General features: G+C 73.4%; 18 protein-coding genes. 10 read left to right on the top strand and 8 right to left on the bottom strand.

Features of this window, described 5'->3' with window-relative positions; all coding sequences use genetic code 11:
* The first annotated feature begins 125 nt into the window (after positions 1-125).
* Positions 126-872, top strand: coding sequence for a PAQR family membrane homeostasis protein TrhA (trhA, locus tag LN652_RS08420; RefSeq protein WP_230444218.1), 747 nt, complete (start codon positions 126-128; stop codon positions 870-872).
* Positions 873-1,016: 144 nt separating this feature from the next.
* Positions 1,017-1,391 carry a hypothetical protein gene (locus LN652_RS08425; RefSeq protein WP_230444219.1) on the top strand — a complete coding sequence of 125 codons (375 nt, stop codon included), beginning with the start codon at positions 1,017-1,019 and terminating at the stop codon, positions 1,389-1,391.
* Here the strand turns inward: LN652_RS08425 and LN652_RS08430 are convergent.
* Positions 1,378-2,313 (bottom strand): DUF1353 domain-containing protein, encoded by a 936-nt coding sequence (locus tag LN652_RS08430; protein WP_230444220.1) that lies wholly within the window; start codon positions 2,311-2,313, stop codon positions 1,378-1,380. The genes LN652_RS08425 and LN652_RS08430 overlap by 14 nt on opposite strands.
* Positions 2,314-2,371: 58 nt before the next feature.
* Here LN652_RS08430 and LN652_RS08435 point away from each other — a divergent pair, with 58 nt between their 5' ends.
* Positions 2,372-3,499, top strand: a complete 1,128-nt coding sequence (locus LN652_RS08435) for a glycosyltransferase (protein WP_230444221.1) — start codon at positions 2,372-2,374, stop codon at positions 3,497-3,499.
* Positions 3,500-3,693: 194 nt separating this feature from the next.
* Positions 3,694-4,701 (top strand): YihY/virulence factor BrkB family protein, encoded by a 1,008-nt coding sequence (locus LN652_RS08440; protein ID WP_230444222.1) that lies wholly within the window; start codon positions 3,694-3,696, stop codon positions 4,699-4,701.
* A 195-nt stretch (positions 4,702-4,896) separates the two neighbouring features.
* Here LN652_RS08440 and LN652_RS08445 read toward each other — a convergent pair whose 3' ends face one another.
* The 4 genes from LN652_RS08445 to LN652_RS08460 are packed head-to-tail and all read right to left on the bottom strand — an operon-like array spanning position 4,897 to position 7,326.
* Positions 4,897-5,547, bottom strand: a complete 651-nt coding sequence (locus LN652_RS08445; protein WP_230444223.1) for an HAD family hydrolase — start codon at positions 5,545-5,547, stop codon at positions 4,897-4,899.
* The gene (locus LN652_RS08450) at positions 5,544-5,960 is read right to left on the bottom strand and encodes a PTS sugar transporter subunit IIA (RefSeq protein WP_230444224.1); all 417 of its coding nucleotides are present in this window, start codon (positions 5,958-5,960) and stop codon (positions 5,544-5,546) included. Before LN652_RS08450 ends, LN652_RS08445 begins: the two co-directional genes overlap by 4 nt.
* 50 nt (positions 5,961-6,010) lie before the next feature.
* Positions 6,011-6,244 carry a glucose PTS transporter subunit EIIB gene (locus LN652_RS08455; RefSeq protein WP_230444225.1) on the bottom strand — a complete coding sequence of 78 codons (234 nt, stop codon included), beginning with the start codon at positions 6,242-6,244 and terminating at the stop codon, positions 6,011-6,013.
* Between the two features lie 32 nt (positions 6,245-6,276).
* Positions 6,277-7,326 (bottom strand): SIS domain-containing protein, encoded by a 1,050-nt coding sequence (locus LN652_RS08460; RefSeq protein ID WP_230444226.1) that lies wholly within the window; start codon positions 7,324-7,326, stop codon positions 6,277-6,279.
* A 111-nt stretch (positions 7,327-7,437) separates the two neighbouring features.
* On the opposite strand from LN652_RS08460, the gene LN652_RS08465 reads away from it, so the two are divergent.
* Genes LN652_RS08465 through nagA form a run of 3 tightly spaced genes read left to right on the top strand, consistent with a single transcriptional unit; the run spans position 7,438 to position 10,636 of the window.
* On the top strand, positions 7,438-8,214 hold the full coding sequence (locus LN652_RS08465) for a GntR family transcriptional regulator (protein WP_230444227.1): 777 nt from the start codon (positions 7,438-7,440) through the stop codon (positions 8,212-8,214).
* 17 nt (positions 8,215-8,231) lie between these two features.
* Positions 8,232-9,488 (top strand): PTS transporter subunit EIIC, encoded by a 1,257-nt coding sequence (locus LN652_RS08470; RefSeq protein WP_329958473.1) that lies wholly within the window; start codon positions 8,232-8,234, stop codon positions 9,486-9,488.
* A complete protein-coding gene (nagA, locus tag LN652_RS08475; protein ID WP_230444228.1) occupies positions 9,485-10,636 on the top strand; it encodes an N-acetylglucosamine-6-phosphate deacetylase in 1,152 nt (383 codons plus the stop codon). The genes LN652_RS08470 and nagA overlap by 4 nt, the downstream gene beginning before the upstream one ends.
* Here nagA and LN652_RS08480 read toward each other — a convergent pair.
* The 3 genes from LN652_RS08480 to LN652_RS08490 are packed head-to-tail and all read right to left on the bottom strand — an operon-like array spanning position 10,611 to position 13,829.
* Positions 10,611-11,558, bottom strand: coding sequence for a carbohydrate ABC transporter permease (locus LN652_RS08480; protein WP_230444229.1), 948 nt, complete (start codon positions 11,556-11,558; stop codon positions 10,611-10,613). The genes nagA and LN652_RS08480 overlap by 26 nt on opposite strands.
* Complete coding sequence (locus LN652_RS08485) at positions 11,555-12,490, bottom strand: carbohydrate ABC transporter permease (RefSeq protein ID WP_230444230.1); 936 nt, start codon at positions 12,488-12,490, stop codon at positions 11,555-11,557. The genes LN652_RS08480 and LN652_RS08485 overlap by 4 nt, the downstream gene beginning before the upstream one ends.
* 10 nt (positions 12,491-12,500) lie before the next feature.
* Positions 12,501-13,829, bottom strand: a complete 1,329-nt coding sequence (locus LN652_RS08490) for an ABC transporter substrate-binding protein (RefSeq protein ID WP_230444231.1) — start codon at positions 13,827-13,829, stop codon at positions 12,501-12,503.
* A gap of 168 nt (positions 13,830-13,997) precedes the next feature.
* On the opposite strand from LN652_RS08490, the gene LN652_RS08495 reads away from it, so the two are divergent.
* Genes LN652_RS08495 through LN652_RS08505 form a run of 3 tightly spaced genes read left to right on the top strand, consistent with a single transcriptional unit; the run spans position 13,998 to position 18,987 of the window.
* Positions 13,998-16,019, top strand: a complete 2,022-nt coding sequence (locus tag LN652_RS08495) for a beta-galactosidase (RefSeq protein WP_230444232.1) — start codon at positions 13,998-14,000, stop codon at positions 16,017-16,019.
* The gene (locus tag LN652_RS08500) at positions 16,019-16,846 is read left to right on the top strand and encodes a DeoR/GlpR family DNA-binding transcription regulator (RefSeq protein ID WP_230444233.1); all 828 of its coding nucleotides are present in this window, start codon (positions 16,019-16,021) and stop codon (positions 16,844-16,846) included. The genes LN652_RS08495 and LN652_RS08500 overlap by 1 nt, the downstream gene beginning before the upstream one ends.
* On the top strand, positions 16,843-18,987 hold the full coding sequence (locus LN652_RS08505; protein ID WP_230444234.1) for an alpha-galactosidase: 2,145 nt from the start codon (positions 16,843-16,845) through the stop codon (positions 18,985-18,987). The genes LN652_RS08500 and LN652_RS08505 overlap by 4 nt, the downstream gene beginning before the upstream one ends.
* Positions 18,988-18,995 lie beyond the last annotated feature (8 nt).

Genomic DNA, 18,995 nt, shown 5'->3' on the forward strand with positions numbered 1-18,995 from the left:
CCCGTCGCACCGCGTCCTTGACCTTGCCCACCGACCGATCGTAACGCCGTGTGACCGAGCACTCCGCGCGACCGGCTGCGTGGCTCGCGGTTCGACCGGTACTTTGGATGCATGGAGACCCCCTCGTGACGCCCCGTGACCGCGTCGAGCGCGCCTCCGAGCTCGTCGCCGACAGGGTCGAGCGCGCCGGCGAGGTGATGGCCGACAAGATGGCCGAGGTGAAGCCGAAGCTGCGCGGCTGGCTGCACGCCGGCACCGCCCCGCTCGCCCTCGCCGCCGGCATCGTGCTGGTCGCGCTCTCCCCCACCGCCTCCACCCGGGTCGGCTCGGCGGCCTTCGCGCTGTCCGCGCTGCTCGTCTTCACCGTCTCCGCGATCTACCACCGCGGCACCTGGTCGCCGCGCACGTGGGCGTTCCTGCGCCGCTTCGACCACGCCAACATCTTCGTGCTCATCGCCGGCACCTACACGCCGTACGCCTTGCTCTTCCTGCACGGCACGGCGCGCACCACGCTGCTCACCGTCGTGTGGGGCGCCGCGATCGCCGGCGTGGTCTTCCGGGTGTTCTGGACCGACGCGCCGCGCTGGCTCTACACGCCGATGTACATCGCGCTCGGCTGGGCGGCGGTGTTCTTCATCCCGCAGTTCATGGAGGGCGCGGACAAGTTCAGCTCCGGCATCGCGATCGCCACGCTCGTGCTGGTGGCCGCGGGCGGCGTGCTCTACACCCTCGGCGGCGTGGTCTACGGCCTCAAGCGGCCCAACCCCTCGCCGCGCTGGTTCGGCTTCCACGAGGTCTTCCACTCCTTCACGGTGCTGGCCTTCGCCGCGCACTACGTCGGCGTGTCGCTGGCGACCTACAGCCTGCGTTGATGGCGCTCGCTCCGCTCGCGCGTGCTCGGCGTCCCTGAGGACGCCGAGCGCGTGGGCTGGGGTGAGGCTGCTCACGATCGGAAACCATCGCGGGGCGCGGGTCGTCGTACAGGGGAAGCGCCTGTCCCCGACCCCCGTCGCGAGATGCCTGACACTCCCGAGAACGACCGCCAGCCCTTCCTCGACCTCAGCCTCCCCCAGCTCGTCGCCGGCGCCACCGCCGCCGCGACCTCGGCCGTCCTGATCAGCCGGATGGGCCTGCTCGGCACCGTCCTCGGCGCCGCCTTCGCGAGCATCGTCTCCGCGATCGTCACCGCCGGCGTGGTCGGCGGCTGGCACCGCGTCCGCAGCGTCCCGAGCCGGTTCCCGCGCAACGTCAACGGCATGCTGGTGACCGCCGTCGCGCTCGGCCTGGTGGTCTTCGCGCTGCACACCGGCGTGACGCTCCTGACCCGCGACCTGCCGGCCGACACCTTCGCCGCGCGCTGGCTGGCGGAGGTCGGGATCAGCCGAGGCTGACCACCGCGAACGTCGCGAACGCCCCCGCGACCACGACGCCTGCCAGGACCGTGGCGGCGAGCGGCGAGCGGCGCGCCAGCCGCTCGACGGCGACGTAGGTCGCGGCGATCGCGGCCAGCCCGACGGTGACGTGGAGCAGCACCGCGAGCATCACGCCCGCGATCGCACCCGCCATCCGGAGCCGGCCCCACAGCAGGCTCAGCGCGAGCGGCACGACGACCGCCCCGCTGAGACCACCGGCGACCTCGACCCACCACGACCGCTCACCCATCCAGGGCAGGTCGACGGCCCCCGGCCAGGACCGGTCGAACAGGTCGCTGGTGGCGCAGTAGCCGAGGTAGAGGATCGCGGCGATCGTGACGGCCGCCGCCACGCGGTAGGACCACTGCCGCGCGCGCGTCCAGGGCACCTCGCGTCCGACGAGGACCGTCGCGACCGTGACGGCCGACCAGACGATCCAGCGGCGCACCACGCCGGTGCCGGTGTCGGCCATCGCGTCGCGGAAGACCCGGTCGGCGGCCACCCGGTCGACGACGTGGCCCTCGGTGGAGACGTAGGACGACGGGCCGTCGGGTCCGGCGACGAGGGCGTCGTGGAGCAACGCGGCCGGCAGGTGGGCGCCGGTCTTGGGCACCAGCCAGGTGAACAGCGCCGGCACCGACGTCAGGTCGGTGCGGAACGCCGGGTCGTCGGGGACGACCAGCTCGCCGAGCAGCCGGTCGCGGTAGGCCAGCCGACGCTCGAGCGCGAAGGTCTCCACCCCCTCCTCGGCGTGCCGCTCGAGCACGATCCGCGGGTCCGAGCCGGGGTCCGGCGGCTCGCCGGGTCGCCCGTCGACGGCCAGCGTGCCGCCGTCGTAGAACCGGCGGGCCTCCTGGGCCACCGGCTCCGTCATCGACGCCATCCGCTCCCGAGCCCTCATGCAGCCAGTGTGGCGCTGCCCGCCGACACCGGCCAGCGTCCGGCCTAGGGTGGCGGCGATGCGTCTCCTCCTCAGCTTCGTCGGCGGCCTCGGGCACCTGGCACCCCTCCTGCCGATCGCGCGGGCGGCGCGAGACGCCGGCCACGAGGTCGCCGTCGCGGGCTCGGGCGGCCTCGTCGCCGGCATCGAGGACCTCGGCTTCACGGCGTACCCCACCAGCGAGGCCCGGCACCACTCCGGGGTCGACCAGGAGCGCGGGCCGCTGGAGGTGATGGACGCCCGGGCGACCGAGATCGAGTTCGCCGCCAACTTCGCCGACCGCGGCGCCCGGCGGATGGCGGCGGCGATGCCCGACGTGGTCCGCGACTTCGGGCCCGACCTGGTGCTGCGCGACGAGACCGACCTCGGGACCACGATCGCCGCGGAGGTCCTCGGGGTCCCGGTCGCGACGCACCTGGTGCTGGCCTCGGGGATGCTCGCGCGCCCCGGGCTCGTCGCGCCGGCGCTGGACGTGGTGCGCGCCGAGCACGGGCTGGCCCCCGACCCCCACCTCGCCGCCCTCACCTCGGGGCTGGTGCTGTCCGACGCACCGCCGTCGTTCCGGAGCCCGCGGGCGCCCCTGCGGGTCACCCCGCTGCACTACCGCTCGACCGACGCCCCGAGGCCGGCGCCGCGCACCCGCCCGGGCGTCTACGTCACGCTCGGCACCATCTTCAACGGCGGCTCGGGCGACCTGTTCGAGCGGCTGCTGGAGGGCCTCGCCGCCCTCGACGTCGACGTGGTGGCCACGGTGGGGCGCGGGATCGCGCCGGCGGACCTCGGACCGCAGCCCGCGCACGTACGGGTCGAGCGCTTCGTGCCCCAGGCCGAGGTCCTGCCCACGGTCGACCTGGTCGTCTCGCACGGCGGGTCCGGCAGCCTGGTCGCCGCGCTCGCCCACGGACTTCCGTCGCTGCTCGTCCCGCTCGGCGCGGACCAGCCGCACAACGCCTCGCGGGCCGTCGGGCTCGGGCTCGCCGACCGGCTCGACGCCGCCACCCTCACGCCCGCGGAGGTCGCCGAGCGCGCCGCCGTCCTGCTGGCCGAGGGCAGGGTCCGCGAGCGGTGCCGAGCCGTCGCGGCCGAGGTCGCCGCCCTTCCCGACGCCACCGCCGCCGTGGCCGCGCTCGAGACGGCCGCGCGGTAGTCCGGGTCCGGGTCGCCGACCCCGCCCGCCGCCGGGGCAGCTTCCCCAGCCGGGGTAGTCCAGTGAGGGATGGCTGCGTCCGGGGCCTCCGGACAGCCATTCGCCACTGGACTACCGGGGCGGGGCAGCCGATCGCCACTGGACTGTCCCAAGCCGGGGCGGCGCCGTCGTGGGCGGCGCCCTAGGGTGCGGCCATGACCACCGCGCGGACCGTGCCCGTCACCACGGAGATGGACGGCGACGAGCTCGACGCGCTGGACGCCTGGCACCTCGCCCGCCACCACGGGCTGCGGCGGATCGTGGTCGAGTCGTTCGTCCGGTTCCGCTACGGCGACGGCTTCACCAACTCCCGCGCCCTCGCCCTGCAGGCCTGCCTCGCGGTGGTGCCGTTCCTGCTCGCGCTCACCGGACTCGCCTCCGACCTCGACGAGGAGCGGCCGGCCACCGTCGTGGCGCAGGTCGTCGACTCCCTCTCCCCCGGATCCGGGCAGGCCGACGCGCTGGCGTCGGCCGTCGAGGGCTCCGACGGCTCGGGCGGCACCGTCGGCTCGGAGGAGGCCGGCGAGGTCGCGCTGGTCCTCGGCCTCGGCTTCGCGCTCGTGTCGATGACGACGGCGATGGCGCAGGTCGAGCGGGGCGCCAACCGGATCTACGGCATCCGCCGCGACCGCAAGGCGCTCCACAAGTACGGCCGCGCCGCCGTGCTGACCGCGATCCTGGCCGTGCCGGTCGGCGTCGGCTTCGTGATGATCGTCGGCGGCGGGGCGTTCGGCGACGCGATGGCCGAGAGCTACGGCTGGTCCGACACCTCGGTGCTCTGGTGGGACGTGCTGCGCTGGCCGATCGGCGTCGGCCTGCTGGTCCTCACCATCGCCGTGCTGCTCGACCACTCGCCGCGGCGCCGCCAGCCGGCGCTGTCGTGGCTCGCGCTCGGGGCGGCGATCGCGGTGGCGCTGATCGGGCTCGCGACGGTCGGCCTGGCGCTCTACGTCCGGCTCAGCGGGTCGTTCGGCGACGTCTACGGCCCGCTGGCCGGCGTGGTCGCGCTGCTGCTGTGGGCGCTGCTGTCGTCGATCTCGTTCTTCTACGGCACCGCGGTCTGCGCCCAGCTCGAGGCGCTGCGGGCGGGCGAGGAGACGCCGGCGCTCGACGACCCCGGCCGCCCGCACGCCCGCACGGTCGGCAAGGGCGCGGTCGACTGACCGGTCCCGGCACGCGGGTCCACCCTCGCCTCCCCACCCCGGGTATCTGCGGACATATCGGTGGGTGAAAGTGACGATCCGCCCACCGATATGTCCGCAGATACCCCGGTGGGCCGGGCCGGTCGGGTACCCCGGTGGGCCGGGCCGGGCAGGTACCCGGCCGGCGCCCGGTCAGGAGCCCGGCAGGAGCGGGCGTCAGCGGCGCAGCAGCCCCAGCAGCGGGCGCAGGTCGTCGTCGACGGCGGTGGCGCCGGCGGCGGCCAGCACCGCCTCGGGGTGCGTGGTCGCGATGCCGTGCACGCGGCGTACGCCGGCGGCGAGCGCCGCGCGGACACCGGCGGGCGAGTCCGCGGCGACGGCGCGGGAGGCGTCCACGCCGAGGCGCTCGCACGCCAGCGCGAAGCCGGCCGGGTGCGGCTTGCCGTCCGCGACGTCGCGGGCGGTGACCACCGTGTCGACGCTGTCCAGCGTGAGCCCCAGCGACTCCACCAGGGAGCGCTCGACCCAGGCAGGTCCGGCCGAGGTCACGATCGCGACGGGAACGCCGCCCGACCGCGCCGCGACGACGAGGTCGCGCGCACCGGGGACCGCCGGCGCCGCCTCGTCCGGCACGTGGGCGAGGACGCCCGCCAGCACCTCCGCCGAGTCGAGGCCGGCCCAGGGGCCAGGCTCGGTGGCGAAGACGTCCTCGGCGCGCCGGCCGGTGAAGACCGAGAGGTCGGGGACGTCCCACCCGCGGTGCGCGAAGTACGCCTCGTAGCCGGCGCGGTGCAGCGGCTCGGAGTCGACCAGGGTGCCGTCGAGGTCGAGCAGCAGCCCGGAGACCCGCTCGGGGACCGCCGTCACGGCAGCACGAACAGCGGGTCGCCGGCGGCCACGGCGCTGCCCAGCGCGTCGCTGGTCACCGACCCCTTGACGCCGTCCATCAGCACGATCGGGACCACCGGCGACACGTCCTGCCCGCCGATGCTCGGCGGGAGCGCGGAGGGGTCCCACGTGATCATCGGGTCGCCCGCGGCGACCTCGGCGCCCTGGGTCGCGAGGACCTCGAACCCCTCACCCTCGAGGCGCACGGTGTTGATGCCGAGGTGGACCAGGACGCCGACGCCGTCGCCGAGCACGACGAACGCGTGGGGCAGCACCTTCAGCACCTTCCCGGCGATCGGCGACACCACGGTCGTGCGCCCGGCGTCCGGCTCGATGGCGACGCCTGGGCCGACCATCTCCTCGGCGAAGACCGGGTCCGGGACGTCGGCCATCGCGACGACCCGACCGGGGCAGGGAGCCAGCACGTTCCGGCTGGAGGACGTCACATCAGGTCCTCGATGTCGTCGGCGAGGTTGTCGGCCTCGGGGCCGACGACGACCTGCACGACGGTGCCGCTGGCCATGACGCCGTGGGCGCCCGCCGCCTTGAGGGCGGCCTGGTCGACGAGCGCGCCGTCCTTGACCTCGGTGCGGAGCCGGGTGATGCAGGCCTCGATCTCGACGACGTTGTCGGCGCCGCCGAGGCCGGCCAGGATCTGCTCTGCCTTGGTGCTCATCAGGGTTCCTCTCGATGGGTGCGGGTGGGGGTTCAGCGGTCGGTCCGGGTGACCTTGGCCAGGCCGCGCGGGTTGTCGGGGTCGAGGCCCAGTGTGCGCGCGAGGCGCTCGATCATGAGCTGGGCGGGCACGATGCTCGCGACCGGCTCGACCGTCTCCGGGAGGTCGGGGCCGGCGAGGTGGACGTCGCACCGACCGGCGAAGTCGGCGGTGCCACCGATGCCCAGCACGCGCGCGCCGCGCTCGTGCAGGTCGTCGGCCAGCTCGGCCATCGCGCCGGCCAGCGGGCCGCTGCCGGCCGCGACGAGGACGGCGAGGACGCCGTCGCCGACGACCGAGATCGGCCCGTGGCGCAGGTCGGCGTAGGAGTAGCCGCGCACCGGGCGCAGGCAGGTCTCCTCCATCTTGAGTGCGGTCTCGAGCGCGGTGCCGAGCAGCAGCCCGCGCCCCGACACCACGACCTGCTGCGCCCGGGCGAGCGCGTCGGCCGCGGCGGTGACGTCCGTGCCGAGCAGGCCGGCGACCGCGTCGGGCACCCGCTCGAGGTCGGCCACCGACCGCTCGGCCTGCTCGCGGGGACCGAGCGCCGCGGCGACCACGCCGAGGGCGAGCAGCTGGGTGAGGTACGTCTTGGTGGCCGGCACCGCGACCTCGGGACCGGCCTGGGTGGCCAGGGCGAGGTCGGCCGCCTCGAGGAGCGGCGAGCCGGCGACGTTGGAGACGGCCACGGTGGCGGCTCCGCAGTCGCGCGCCCACTGCTGGGTCTCGACGATCTCGGTCGTCGAGCCCGACTGGGACACGGAGACGACGAGGGTGTCGGCGAGGTCGAGCCGGGCCCGGTAGTGGGTCGCCACGCTCGGTGCCGCGAGCGAGGCCGGCACCCCGGCCGCGGTCTCCAGCAGGTAGCGACCGTAGATCGCGGCGTTGTCGCTGGAGCCGCGCGCGACCAGCAGCACCCGGCGGCGGTCACGGGCGAGCTCGCGCAGCGCGTCACGCTGCGCGAGCAGGTGGTCGAGCGTGCGGCGGGCCGCCTCCGGCTGCTCGGCGACCTCCGCCGCCATCCGGGTCTGCGTGGTGGTCATGGGTGTCCTCTGTCCTGCCTGGTCCTTGACAAGCCGCCGCGCGTGCGGCCATGCTCCAACTGGTACGTACCAGACCGTACCAATAGAACCAGCTCCCGTCGAGAGGCACCGATGACCCGCAGGATCGACGACGGCCCCCGGCCCAAGCACGCCCAGCTGAGCGACGTGCTGGCCGAGCTCGCGCTGCGCGACCTCGGCCCTGGCGTCGCCATCCCGTCCGAGCGCGAGCTGATGACCTCCTACGACGTGTCGCGGGCGACGGTCCGCAAGGCCATCGACAGCCTGGTGGCGGGCGGGCTGCTGCAGCGGATCCAGGGCAAGGGCACCTTCGTCGCCCGCCCCCGCGTCGAGAGCCGGCTCCACCTCGCGTCGTTCTCCCAGGACATGCGCCGGCGCGGCCTCACCCCGTCCACCCGCCTGCTGCGCGTCGACGAGGAGCGTCCGCCGGCCGACGTCGCCCGTACGCTCCGGCTCGGCGCGAGCGGCACCGCCTGGCGCATCGACCGGATCCGGCTCGCCGACGACCAGCCGATGGCGATCGAGCAGGGGTGGTACCCGTGCTCGCTGCTGCCCGACCTCGACACCGAGGACCTGTCCGGGTCGCTCTACACCGTCTTCGCCGAGCGCTACGACCTGGTCGTCGACGCGGCCGAGCAGACCCTGTGGGGCGAGTCCGCGGAGGGCACCACGGCGCGCCGCCTCGAGGCCCCGGTCCACACCCCGCTCCTCGTCTTCCGCCGCCTCTCGAGCGCCGACGGGCGCCCGATCGAGCACGTCGTCTCGCGCTACCGCGGCGACCGCTACCAGCTGCACATGACCCTGGGCCCGACCAGGGCCCCCGATGCCGACGCCGACGCCGACATCACCCGCGACACCACCACCGCCTGACCCCGAAGGGACCCACCATGACCACCCAGGACGCCGCCTCGGGCGGCACCGACACCAGGAAGCGGCTCAACCTGGCGCCGCTGCAGAAGTTCGGGCGCAGCCTCATGCTCCCGATCGCCGCCCTCCCCGTGGCCGCGCTGCTGCTGCGCCTGGGCCAGCCCGACCTGCTCGGCGCCGACGGCCTCGGCTGGACCGAGGTGGCCGCCGTCATCGGCGCCGCCGGCGGGGCGATCTTCGACAACCTGCCGCTGCTCTTCGCCCTCGGCGTCGCCATCGGCATGGCGAAGAAGGCCGACGGCTCGACCGCGCTGGCCGCGGTGGTGGGCTACCTGGTCTTCAAGGGCGTCGGGGAGGCGATGTCACCGACCATCCTCGGCCTCCCGGAGGGCGACGCCGAGCAGCAGCTGATCAACTACGGCGTGCTCGGTGGCATCGTCTCCGGCCTGGTCGCCGCGTGGCTCTGGCAGCGCTACCACCGGATCTCGCTGCCGCCCTACCTCGCGTTCTTCGGCGGGCGCCGGTTCGTGCCGATCATCACCGCCATCACGATGATGCTCATCGCGGTCGCCACCAGCTTCCTCTACAAGGGCTTCGACGCGGGCCTCACGTCGCTGGGCGACTGGGTCACCAGCAACGACGTCACCGGCGGGTTCGTCTACGGCACCCTCAACCGGCTGCTGATCCCGCTCGGCCTCCACCACATCCTCAACTCCGGACCGTGGTTCCTCATCGGCTCCTACCAGGACGCGAACGGCGACGTGTGGACCGGCGACATCGCCCGCTTCCTGCACGGCGACCCGACCGCGGGCGCCTTCATGACCGGCTTCTTCCCGATCATGATGTTCGCCCTGCCGGCCGCCGCGCTCGCCATCTGGCACGAGGCGAAGCCCCAGCACAAGAAGGCGGTCGGCGGCATCATGCTGTCTGCCGCGCTGACCTCGTTCCTCACCGGCGTCACCGAGCCGCTCGAGTTCGCCTTCATGTTCGTCGCCTGGCCGCTCTACGTGATCCACGCACTGCTGACCGGCACGTCGCTGGCCCTGGTCAACGCGCTCGGCATCAAGGACGGCTTCGGCTTCTCCGCCGGCCTGTTCGACTACGTGCTCAACTTCAACATCGCCACGAAGCCGATCCTGCTGATCCCGATCGGCCTGGCGTACGCCGCGCTCTACTACGTGCTCTTCCGCGCCGTCATCCGGAGGTGGAACCTCAAGACCCCCGGTCGCGAGGACGAGGGCGAGGACTCCCTCGTCGAGGCGGACACCAGCGCGTGACCACCCTCCTCACCGCCGCACAGGTCGTCACCCCGGCGCGGGTCCTCGCGCCGGGGTGGCTGCTCCTCGACGGCGACCGCGTCCTCGAGGTCGGCGACGGCGCCCCGCCGCGCAGCCCCGACCTCGCGCTCGGCGACGTCACCGTGTGCCCCGGCTTCGTCGACGTCCACGTCCACGGCGGCGGTGGCGCCGCGTTCGAGACCGGCACGCCGGAGGCGGCGCGGACCGCTGCTGCCGCCCACCTCGCGCACGGCACGACCTCCATCGCAGCCAGCCTGGTGACGGACCGGCGCGACGTCATGGAGCGCACCGTCCGCGCCCTCGCCGACTGCGTCCACGACGGCGTGCTCGCCGGCCTCCACCTCGAGGGGCCGTGGCTCAGCCCGGCCCGCTCGGGTGCGCACTCCCCCGGTGCCCTCGCGCTGCCCGAGCGTGCGCACGTCGAGTCGCTGCTCGACGCGGGCGGCGGGACGGTGCGGATGGTCACCCTCGCCCCCGAGCTCGCCGGCGGCGTGGAGGCCGTACGCCTCCTCGTCGAGCGCGGCGTCGTCGCCGCCGTCGGCCACACCGACGCGACCCACGACCAGGCGCGGGCGGCCATCGACGCCGGTGCGCGCGTGGGCACGCACCTGTTCAACGCGATGCGTCCGATGCACCACCGCGAGCCCGGCGCGGTCGGCGCCCTGCTCGACTCCGACACCGACGTCGAGGTGATCGCCGACGGGGTGCACCTGCACCCGGCGGTCCTGGCGACGGTGTTCGCCGCCAAGCCCGGCCGCTGCCTGCTCGTCACCGACGCGATGGCGGCTGCCGGCGCGCCGGACGGCGACTACCGCCTCGGCACCATGGACGTGCAGGTCCGCGACGGCGTCGCGCGCCTCGCCTCCGACGACGGCCACGGCGCGATCGCCGGCTCGACGCTCACCATGGACGCGGCCGTGCGCCACGCCGTCCGGCACGCGGGGATCGGTCTCGCCGACGCGGTGCACGCCGCCAGCACCGCGCCCGCCCGCGTGTGGGACCTCACCGACGTCGGAGCGCTCGAGGCCGGTCGCCGGGCCGACCTCGTCGTGCTCGACGCCGACCTCGAGGTCGTGCGGGTGATGCGGGCCGGCGCCTGGGTCAGCCCTTCGTCGAGCCCAGGGTGAGCCCGGAGACGAACTGCTTCTGCAGGGCGAAGAACACCACCAGCACCGGCAGCGCGACGATGATCGACCCCGCGGCCACCAGGTTGGTGTCGGTGAAGAACTGCCCGCGCAGGTTGTTGAGCGCGGACGTCACCGGCAGCTTGTTGCCCTGCTGGATGAGGACCGTCGCCCAGAAGAACTCGTTGTAGACCCAGGTGACCTGGAGCGTCGCGAGCGCGGCCAGCGCCGGCCTGACCAGCGGCATCGTCAGCTGCCAGTACTGCCGCCACACGCTGGCGCCGTCGAGCTCGGCCGACTCGTAGATCTCGTGCGGAAGCGTCTTCATGTAGTTGCTGAGCACGAACGTGCAGAAGCCGAGCTGGAACGCGGTGTTGACCAGGATGAGCGCCCAGAAGCTGTTGAGCATCGAGCCGGAGTCGCTCATGAAGTAGGGCAGCGGCACCTCGCGGAACATCCGGAACACCGGGATCAGCAGCGCCTGCGGCGGCAGCAGGTTGGCGGCGAGGAAGATGCCGAGCAGGGTGAGGTTGAAGCGATAGCTGAAGCGCGCCAGCACGAACGCCACCATCGACGACAGCCACAGCGTCAGCAGGACCGCGGGGACCGTGATGAGCAGCGAGTTCCTCATGTGCAGGCCGAAGTTGCCGCGCGTCCAGGCGTCCTCGTAGTTGGAGAAGGTCCACCCGCCGAAGGACAGGTACCCGTTGGCCTGGGTGTAGTCGTACTCGCGGAAGGAGTTGACCAGCGCCCACAGCAGCGGGAACAGCCAGGCCAGCGCGAGCAGCGCGACGATGACGGTCACCAGCACGCCGCGGGGCTTGCTCATCACGCCGCCCTCGACCCGCTTGGGGGGCGTACGGGCGTCGCGCACCTGGTCGTCGGGCGGCGTCGTGGCCACCAGGACGGGGTCGTGGCTGCTCATCCTCGGCGCTCCTCACGGAAGACGTTGCGCAGGTAGACGGTGATGAAGACCGACGAGATCAGCATCATGATGACCGCGAGCGCCGACCCGAAGCCGTAGCGCGTGGCCTCGCCGATCACGTTCTGCGCGACCAGCGCGCCGATCAGCTCGAGGCCGTTGCGGCCCTTGTTGACCACCCACACGAGGTCGAAGGCCCGCAGCGACTCGATCACGACGATGACGATCACGATCATGTTGATCGGCCGCATCACCGGGAAGATCACGTTGAAGAACGTCCGCACCTCGCTGGCGCCGTCGACGGCCGCCGCCTCGCGCAGGGAGGCGTCGACCCCCTTCAGGCCGGCCAGGTAGATCAGCATGATGTAGCCGGTGTGGCGCCAGGCCGTGGCGACGAGGACCGCCCAGAGGTTGATGTCCGGGTCTCCGTACCAGTCGACCTGGGTGCCGAAGACCTGGTTGATCAGGCCCTGGTCGCGCGAGTAGAACAGCTGCCAGATGAAGCCGATCAGCGCGAGCGACAGCACGACCGGCATGTAGAACGCGGTCTGGTAGATCCGGCTGCCCCGCATCTCCCGGTCGAGGATCACCGCCAGCAGGATGCCGAGCAGCGTGGGGAACACGAACAGGAAGCCCAGCCAGATCAGGTTGTGCTGGATCGCGGGCCAGAACGGCGGGTAGATCGTGGCGATGTCGGTGTAGTTCTGGAACCCGACCCACTCGATGGTGTCGAGGTCGCCGAAGCCGTTCCACTTGCCGAACGACAGCACCACCGACAGCAGCGCCGGCAGCCAGACCAGGAGCAGCACGAGCAGCAGCGGGATCGTGACCATGAGGATCACGGTGAGCCGGTCGCGCGCCGGCAGCTTCTTCTCCCGGCCCTGCGGGGGCGCCGCAGCCCCGGTGGACTGCGGCGCCTCGTCGATGTGGGACATGGGCAGGACCTCAGCCGAAGATGGAGGCGGCCTGCTCCTGGATGCTGGCCGTCACCCCGTCGATGTCGTCGGGGTTCTTCAGGAACTCCTGGATCGACGGGATCATCACGGTGTTCGCGAAGTCGGCGTTGGTGTCGCGGTCCATGAACTGCGCGATGTTGGCGGCCGCGCCGACGACCTCGGCGGACTTCTTCTGCAGGTCGCTGTAGGTGGAGGTGCTGGCGCCCTCGTTGGCGGCGATGAACGGCGCGTCGGCGCCGTTGTTGCCGGCGTCGGCGGCCGCGGCGCTGCCGAGCCACTTGGCCATCGCCTTGCCGGCCTCCTGGTTCTTGCCCGCCGCGGCCACGCAGAAGCCGTCGATCGGGGCGTCGAGGGAGTCGGCGGCGATGGAGGAGTCGAGCTGGGGGAAGGTGAAGAAGTCGAGGTCCTCACCGTTCTCGCCGAGGGCGTCGACGACGAAGGTGCCGAGGAGGTACATCCCGCACTCGCCCTTGCCCATCGACGTCGCGGCCTCCTGCCAGGTGCGGCCCAGCGGGTCGGCCTGGTGGTAGGGCAGCAGCTTGCGCCAGGTGTCGAACACCAGCTTGACCTCGTCGCCGTCCCACGCCTCGTCCCCGGCCATCAGGCTCATGTGGAAGTCGAAGCCGTTGAGGCGCATGTTGAGGATGTCGAACGTGCCCATCGCGGGCCAGCCGTCCTTGTCGCCGAAGGCGAACGGGGTGACGCCCTTGCCCTGCATGTCGTCCATGAGCGCCGTGAAGTCGTCGTTGGTCTCCGGCGGGGTCCAGCCGTTCTTCTCCCAGACCGACTTGCGGTAGAAGACCGCCCACGGGTAGTAGCTGATCGGCACGAAGTACTGCTTGCCGTCGGAGGCGGTGGCGGCCTGCTTGAAGGAGTCGCCGAGGCCGTCGATGGGCCACTGGTCGCTCAGGTCGGTGATCAGCCCGTTGTCGGCGAACTGCGACATGCGGAAGCCGGCGAACCAGGTGAACACGTCGTCGGGCGTGCCCTGCAGGTAGGTGTTGATGCTCTCCTGGAAGGTGTTGTGGTCGACGGCGTTGAGCGCGACCTCGGTGTCGCTCTCCTTGGTGTAGGCGTCGGCGATCGCCTTGAGCCGGTCGTAGGCCGCACCGGACCCCTCGGCCTCGTTGATGCCGAACTTCACCGTGGCGCCCGAGCCGGTGGCCGGGCCCGAGTCGCCACCACCACAGGCGGCGAGCATGCTGGCCCCGCCGACGGCGAGACCGGAGAGCGCCATGCCACGGAGGACGGAGCGGCGCGAGGCCTCCATCGTGACCAGGGCGGAGCGGGGGATGGCGCTGGAGCTGGAACGGGACACGAGGATCCTCCTGGAGACAAAACCAAACAGGGATGCACAGCATGTGACGACCAACACAGGGCCGTCAACCCTCTCGAAGGTCACAGTTCGGACCAGATCGAACATTTCCGAACTGAAATCCTCGCCCGGACGTTGACTTTGCCGTGTGAGGGTCGACACAGTTGCGTCATGCCGACTCCCCTGCCCGCCCTCGCCTTCGGTGGCGACTACAACCCCGAGCAGTGGCCACGCGAGGCCCACGTGGAGGACCGCGCCCTGATGGGCGAGGCAGGCGTCGACCTGGTCACCCTCGGGGTGTTCTCGTGGGCGTGGCTGCAGCCGGGTCCCGACCGGTGGGACTTCGCGTGGCTCGACGAGCAGATGGACGACCTGCACGCCGCCGGCGTACGCGTCGACCTCGCCACCGCGACCGCCTCGCCGCCACCGTGGCTGACCCACCGCCACCCCGAGATGCTGCCGGTCACCGCGGACGGCACCACGCTGTGGCCCGGCGGCCGGCAGGCGTTCTGCCCGAGCTCGCCGGTCTACCGCGAGCACGCGCTCGAGCTCTGCACCCGGCTGGCCGAGCGCTACCACGACCACCCCGCCCTCGCGCTGTGGCACGTCTCCAACGAGCTCGGCTGCCACAACGCCCGGTGCTACTGCGACGTCAGCGCCGCGGCGTTCCGCGACTGGCTGCGCCGGCGCTACGACGACGACGTCGACCGGCTCAACCACGCCTGGGGCACGGCGTTCTGGTCGCAGCGCTACGACGACTTCGAGCAGGTGCTGCCGCCGCGCTCGGCCCCGACCTTCCCCAACCCCACGCAGCAGCTCGACTTCCTGCGCTTCTCCTCCGACCAGCTGCTCGACAACTTCGTCGTCGAGCGCGACGTGCTGCACCGCCTGTCGCCCGGGGTCCCGGTGACCACCAACTTCATGGTGATGCGCCAGACCATGGAGATGGACTACCTGCGGTGGGGCCGCGAGCTCGACGTGGTGTCCAACGACCACTACCTCATCGCCGCCGAGGCCGACGGGCACCGCGAGCTCGCCTTCAGCGCCGACCTGACCCGCGGCACCGCGGGCGGGCGGCCCTGGCTGCTGATGGAGCACTCCACCAGCGCCGTCAACTGGCAGCCGCGCAACCGCGCCAAGCGACCCGGCGAGATGACCCGCAACAGCCTGTCCCACGTCGCCCACGGCGCGGACGCGGTGCTCTACTTCCAGTGGCGCGCCTCGCGCGCCGGGGCGGAGAAGTTCCACTCCGGCCTGCTCCCCCACGCCGGCACCGACACGCGCCAGTGGCGCGAGGTGGTCTCGCTCTCCCGCCTGCTCGACTCGATCGAGGAGGTCACCGGGTCGGTCGCGGCCAACCGCGCCGCGATCCTGTTCGACTACGAGGCGTGGTGGGGGTGCCAGCTCGACTCCCACCCGAGCATCGACGTCCACTACCGCGACCGTGCCGAGGACCTCCACCGCGCGCTGTCGGCGCAGGGCGTCGGCACCGACGTGGTGCACCCGAGCACCGACCTCAGCGGCTACGACCTCGTCGTGGTGCCCACCCTCTACCTCGTCTCCGACGAGACGGTCGCGGCGCTGACCGCCGCCGCCGAGGCCGGGGCCACGGTCGTCGTCACCTACTTCAGCGGCATCGTCGACGAGCACGACCACGTCCGGCTCGGCGGCTACCCGGGCGCCTTCCGCGACCTGCTCGGCGTCCGGACCACCGAGCTGATGCCGCTGCTGGCCGGTGAGCAGGTCCGTGTCGAGGGCCTCGGCGACCCCGTCACCGCCGACACCTGGACCGAGGACCTCGAGGCCGACGCCGCCGAGGTCGTCGCGACCTACACCGACGGCCCCGCGGCCGGCCTGCCGGCCGTGACCCGGCGCGACGTCGGCCGCGGCTCGGCGTGGTACGTCGCCACCCGCCTCGACCCCACCGGCACGGACCGCCTGGTCGAACGGCTCGTCGCCGAGTCCGGCGTGGAGCGCCTGCCCGGCGCGGGCCCCCTGGTCGAGGTCACCCGCCGGGTCGGTGACGGCGCGAGCTGGCTCTTCGTCATCAACCACGGCGACGCCCCGGCCCCCGTGCCGGTGTCGGGCGTCGACCTGGTCACCGGCACCGACGTCGACGGCGACCTGGTCGTGGCGCCGGGCGGGGTCGCCGTGGTCCGCGAGGCCGTACGCGACGGCGGACGGGGCGACTGATGCTCGCCGCCCAGCGGCGCGGCCGGATCCTCGCCGAGCTCAGCCGGGACGGGACCGTCCGGGTCACCGACCTGGTCGAGCTGCTCGGCGTCTCCGACATGACGGTGCGGCGCGACCTCGTCGCGCTGCACCGCGACGGCCTGCTGGAGAAGGTGCACGGCGGGGCGCTCGCGGTCGCCGAGCCGTCGGCGTCCGAGCCGGGCTTCGCCGCGAAGTCGGTGCAGCGCCTGCGCGAGAAGCAGGCCATCGCCGCGGCCGCAGCGGAGCTGGTCCACACCGGCATGGCCATCGCCGTCTCGGCCGGCACCACCACCCACGCGCTCACCGAGCACATCGCACGGATCCCGCACCTGACGGTGGTCACCAACTCGGTGTGGGTGGCCGACCTGCTGCACCGCACGGGCGAGCCCACCACGTCGGTGCTGCTCACCGGCGGGCTCCGCACGCCGTCCGACGCCCTCGTCGGCCCGGTCGCGGTGTCGTCGCTGCGCAGCCTCCACGTCGACGCCTTCTTCATGGGCGTGCACGGGATGGACGTCCGCGCCGGCTTCAGCACCCCCAACCTGCTCGAGTCGGAGACCAACCGGGCGATGATCGAGCGCTCGCGCCGGCTCATCGTCTGCGCCGACTCCACGAAGTGGGGCGTGGTGGGCCTCAGCAGCATGGCCGCGCTGTCGGAGGCGGCGGTGCTGGTCACCGACTCCGGCCTCTCCGCGCAGGCCAGCGGCGCGCTGGCCGACCACGTCGGCGAGCTCGTCGTGGTGGACCCGCTCGCCGACTCCCCCACCGACTCACTCGACGACGCCACCACGGAGGCCGACGCATGACCCCCACCCCCTCCCCGGTCCACCTGAGCCGGGGCGGCGTCAGCGTGGTGCTCGGCCACGACGACACCGGGATCCCGACCGTCCTGCACTGGGGCGCCGCCCTCGGCGACCTCGACGAGGCGGCCCTGGCCGGGCTCGTGGCCGCCCGCCGCCCCGGGGTGTCGCACTCGGCGTTCGACGCCAGGCGGCTGACCGGCCTGGTGCCGGACGGCACCCGCGGCTACTCCGGCACGCCCGGCCTCGGCGGGCACCGCGTCGGTGGCACCGCGACGGCGGCCGCGCCGAGCCTCGTCGACTGGGACGTGCGCGTGGCCGACGACGCCGACGGCGCCCGCGGCGTCACCTGCACGTCCGTCGACGCCGAGGCCGGCTGGACGGTCTCGGTCGAGCTCGGCCTCGACGCGTCCGGCCTGCTGCACACCGCCACCACGGTCACGAACTCCGCCGACGGCGACCTCCACCTGTCCGCCGTCCTGTGCGCGCTGCCGGTCGCCGCCCACGCCACGGAGCTCCTCGACCTCACCGGCCGCTGGTGCAAGGAGCGCTCCCCGCAGCGTCATCCCTGGGTGCAGGGCACCCACCGCCGCGACGCGCGCCACGGCCGCACCGGGCACGACGCCACCCTGCTCCTGGTCGCCGGGACGCCCGGTTTCGCGTTCGGCGCCGGCGAGGTCTGGGCGGTCCACACCGCGTGGAGCGGCAACCACACGACCTACGCCGAGCGCACCCCCGAGGGCGACTGCCTGCTCGGCGGCGGCGAGCTGCTCGCCCCCGGCGAGGTGGTCCTCGCCCCCGGCGAGGCCTACCGCTCCCCCACCCTGCTCGGGTCGTGGTCGCCGGCCGGCCTCGACCCGCTGAGCCACCGCTTCCACGCCCACCTGCGCGCGGTCACCCCGCTCGCCCGCTCCGAGCGCCCCGTCATCGCCAACTCGTGGGAGGCGGTCTACTTCGACCACTCGCTCGAGCGGCTCACCGAGCTCGTCGACGTCGCCGCCACGGTCGGCGTCGAGCGCTTCGTGCTCGACGACGGCTGGTTCCTGGGCCGCCGCGACGACACCGCCGGGCTGGGCGACTGGGCCGTCGACGCGGCCGTGTGGCCCGAGGGCCTGCGCCCGCTCGTCGACCACGTCACCGCCGCCGGGCTGCAGTTCGGCCTGTGGGTGGAGCCCGAGATGGTCAACCTCGACTCCGAGACGGCGCGCGCGCACCCCGAGCGGGTGCTGCGCGGACGGGCGGCCGACCCGCTGTCGTGGCGCCACCAGCAGGTGCTCGACCTGCAGGACGAGGAGGCGTACGCCGACCTGCGCGACGCCCTGCTCGCGCTGCTCGACGTGCTCGACGTCGCCTACCTCAAATGGGACCACAACCGCGACCTCACCGACGCCACCCACGACGGGCGGCCCGCGGTCCACGGGCAGACCCTGGCCGCCTACCGGCTGCTCGACGAGCTGCGCGCCGCCCACCCCGGCCTGGAGATCGAGTCGTGCGCCTCGGGCGGCGCCCGGGTCGACGCGGAGGTGCTGCGCCGCACCGACCGGATCTGGGCGAGCGACACCATCGACCCGCTCGAGCGCCAGCACCTGCAGCGCTGGACCTCGCTGCTGGTGCCGCCGGAGCTGATCGGCTCGCACGTCGGCGGCCCCACCGCCCACACCACCGGCCGCACCCACGCGCTGCGCTACCGCGCGGCCACGGCGCTGCTGCACTGGTTCGGCATCGAGTGGGACATGTCGCGACTCGACGCGGCCGGGCTCGCCGAGCTCGCGCAGTGGGTCGACCTGCACAAGCGGGTGCGGCCGCTGATCGGGAGCGGCACCCTCGTCCACCCCGACCACCCCGACCCGGGGGTGCTGGTCACCGGCGTCGTCGGCGCCGACCGGTCCGAGGCCTGCTACGTCGTCGCGTCGGTCGCCTCGCCCGCGACCCAGCACCCCGCGCCGCTGCGCCTCACCGGGCTCGACCCCGACACCACCTACCGCCTCGTCGAGGAGCTGGCGCCGCCCCACGCCGCCGGCGACCTCAGCGAGGGCTGGTCCGCGGTCGGCACCACGCTGCCCGGGCGGGTGCTCGCCACCGCCGGCATCGCCCTACCGGTCCTCCGCCCCGAGGAGGCCCGGGTGCTGCGGGTGGTCGCGGCCTAGGCTGGCCG

The organism is Nocardioides okcheonensis (assembly GCF_020991065.1).
Lineage (GTDB): Bacteria > Actinomycetota > Actinomycetes > Propionibacteriales > Nocardioidaceae > Nocardioides > Nocardioides okcheonensis.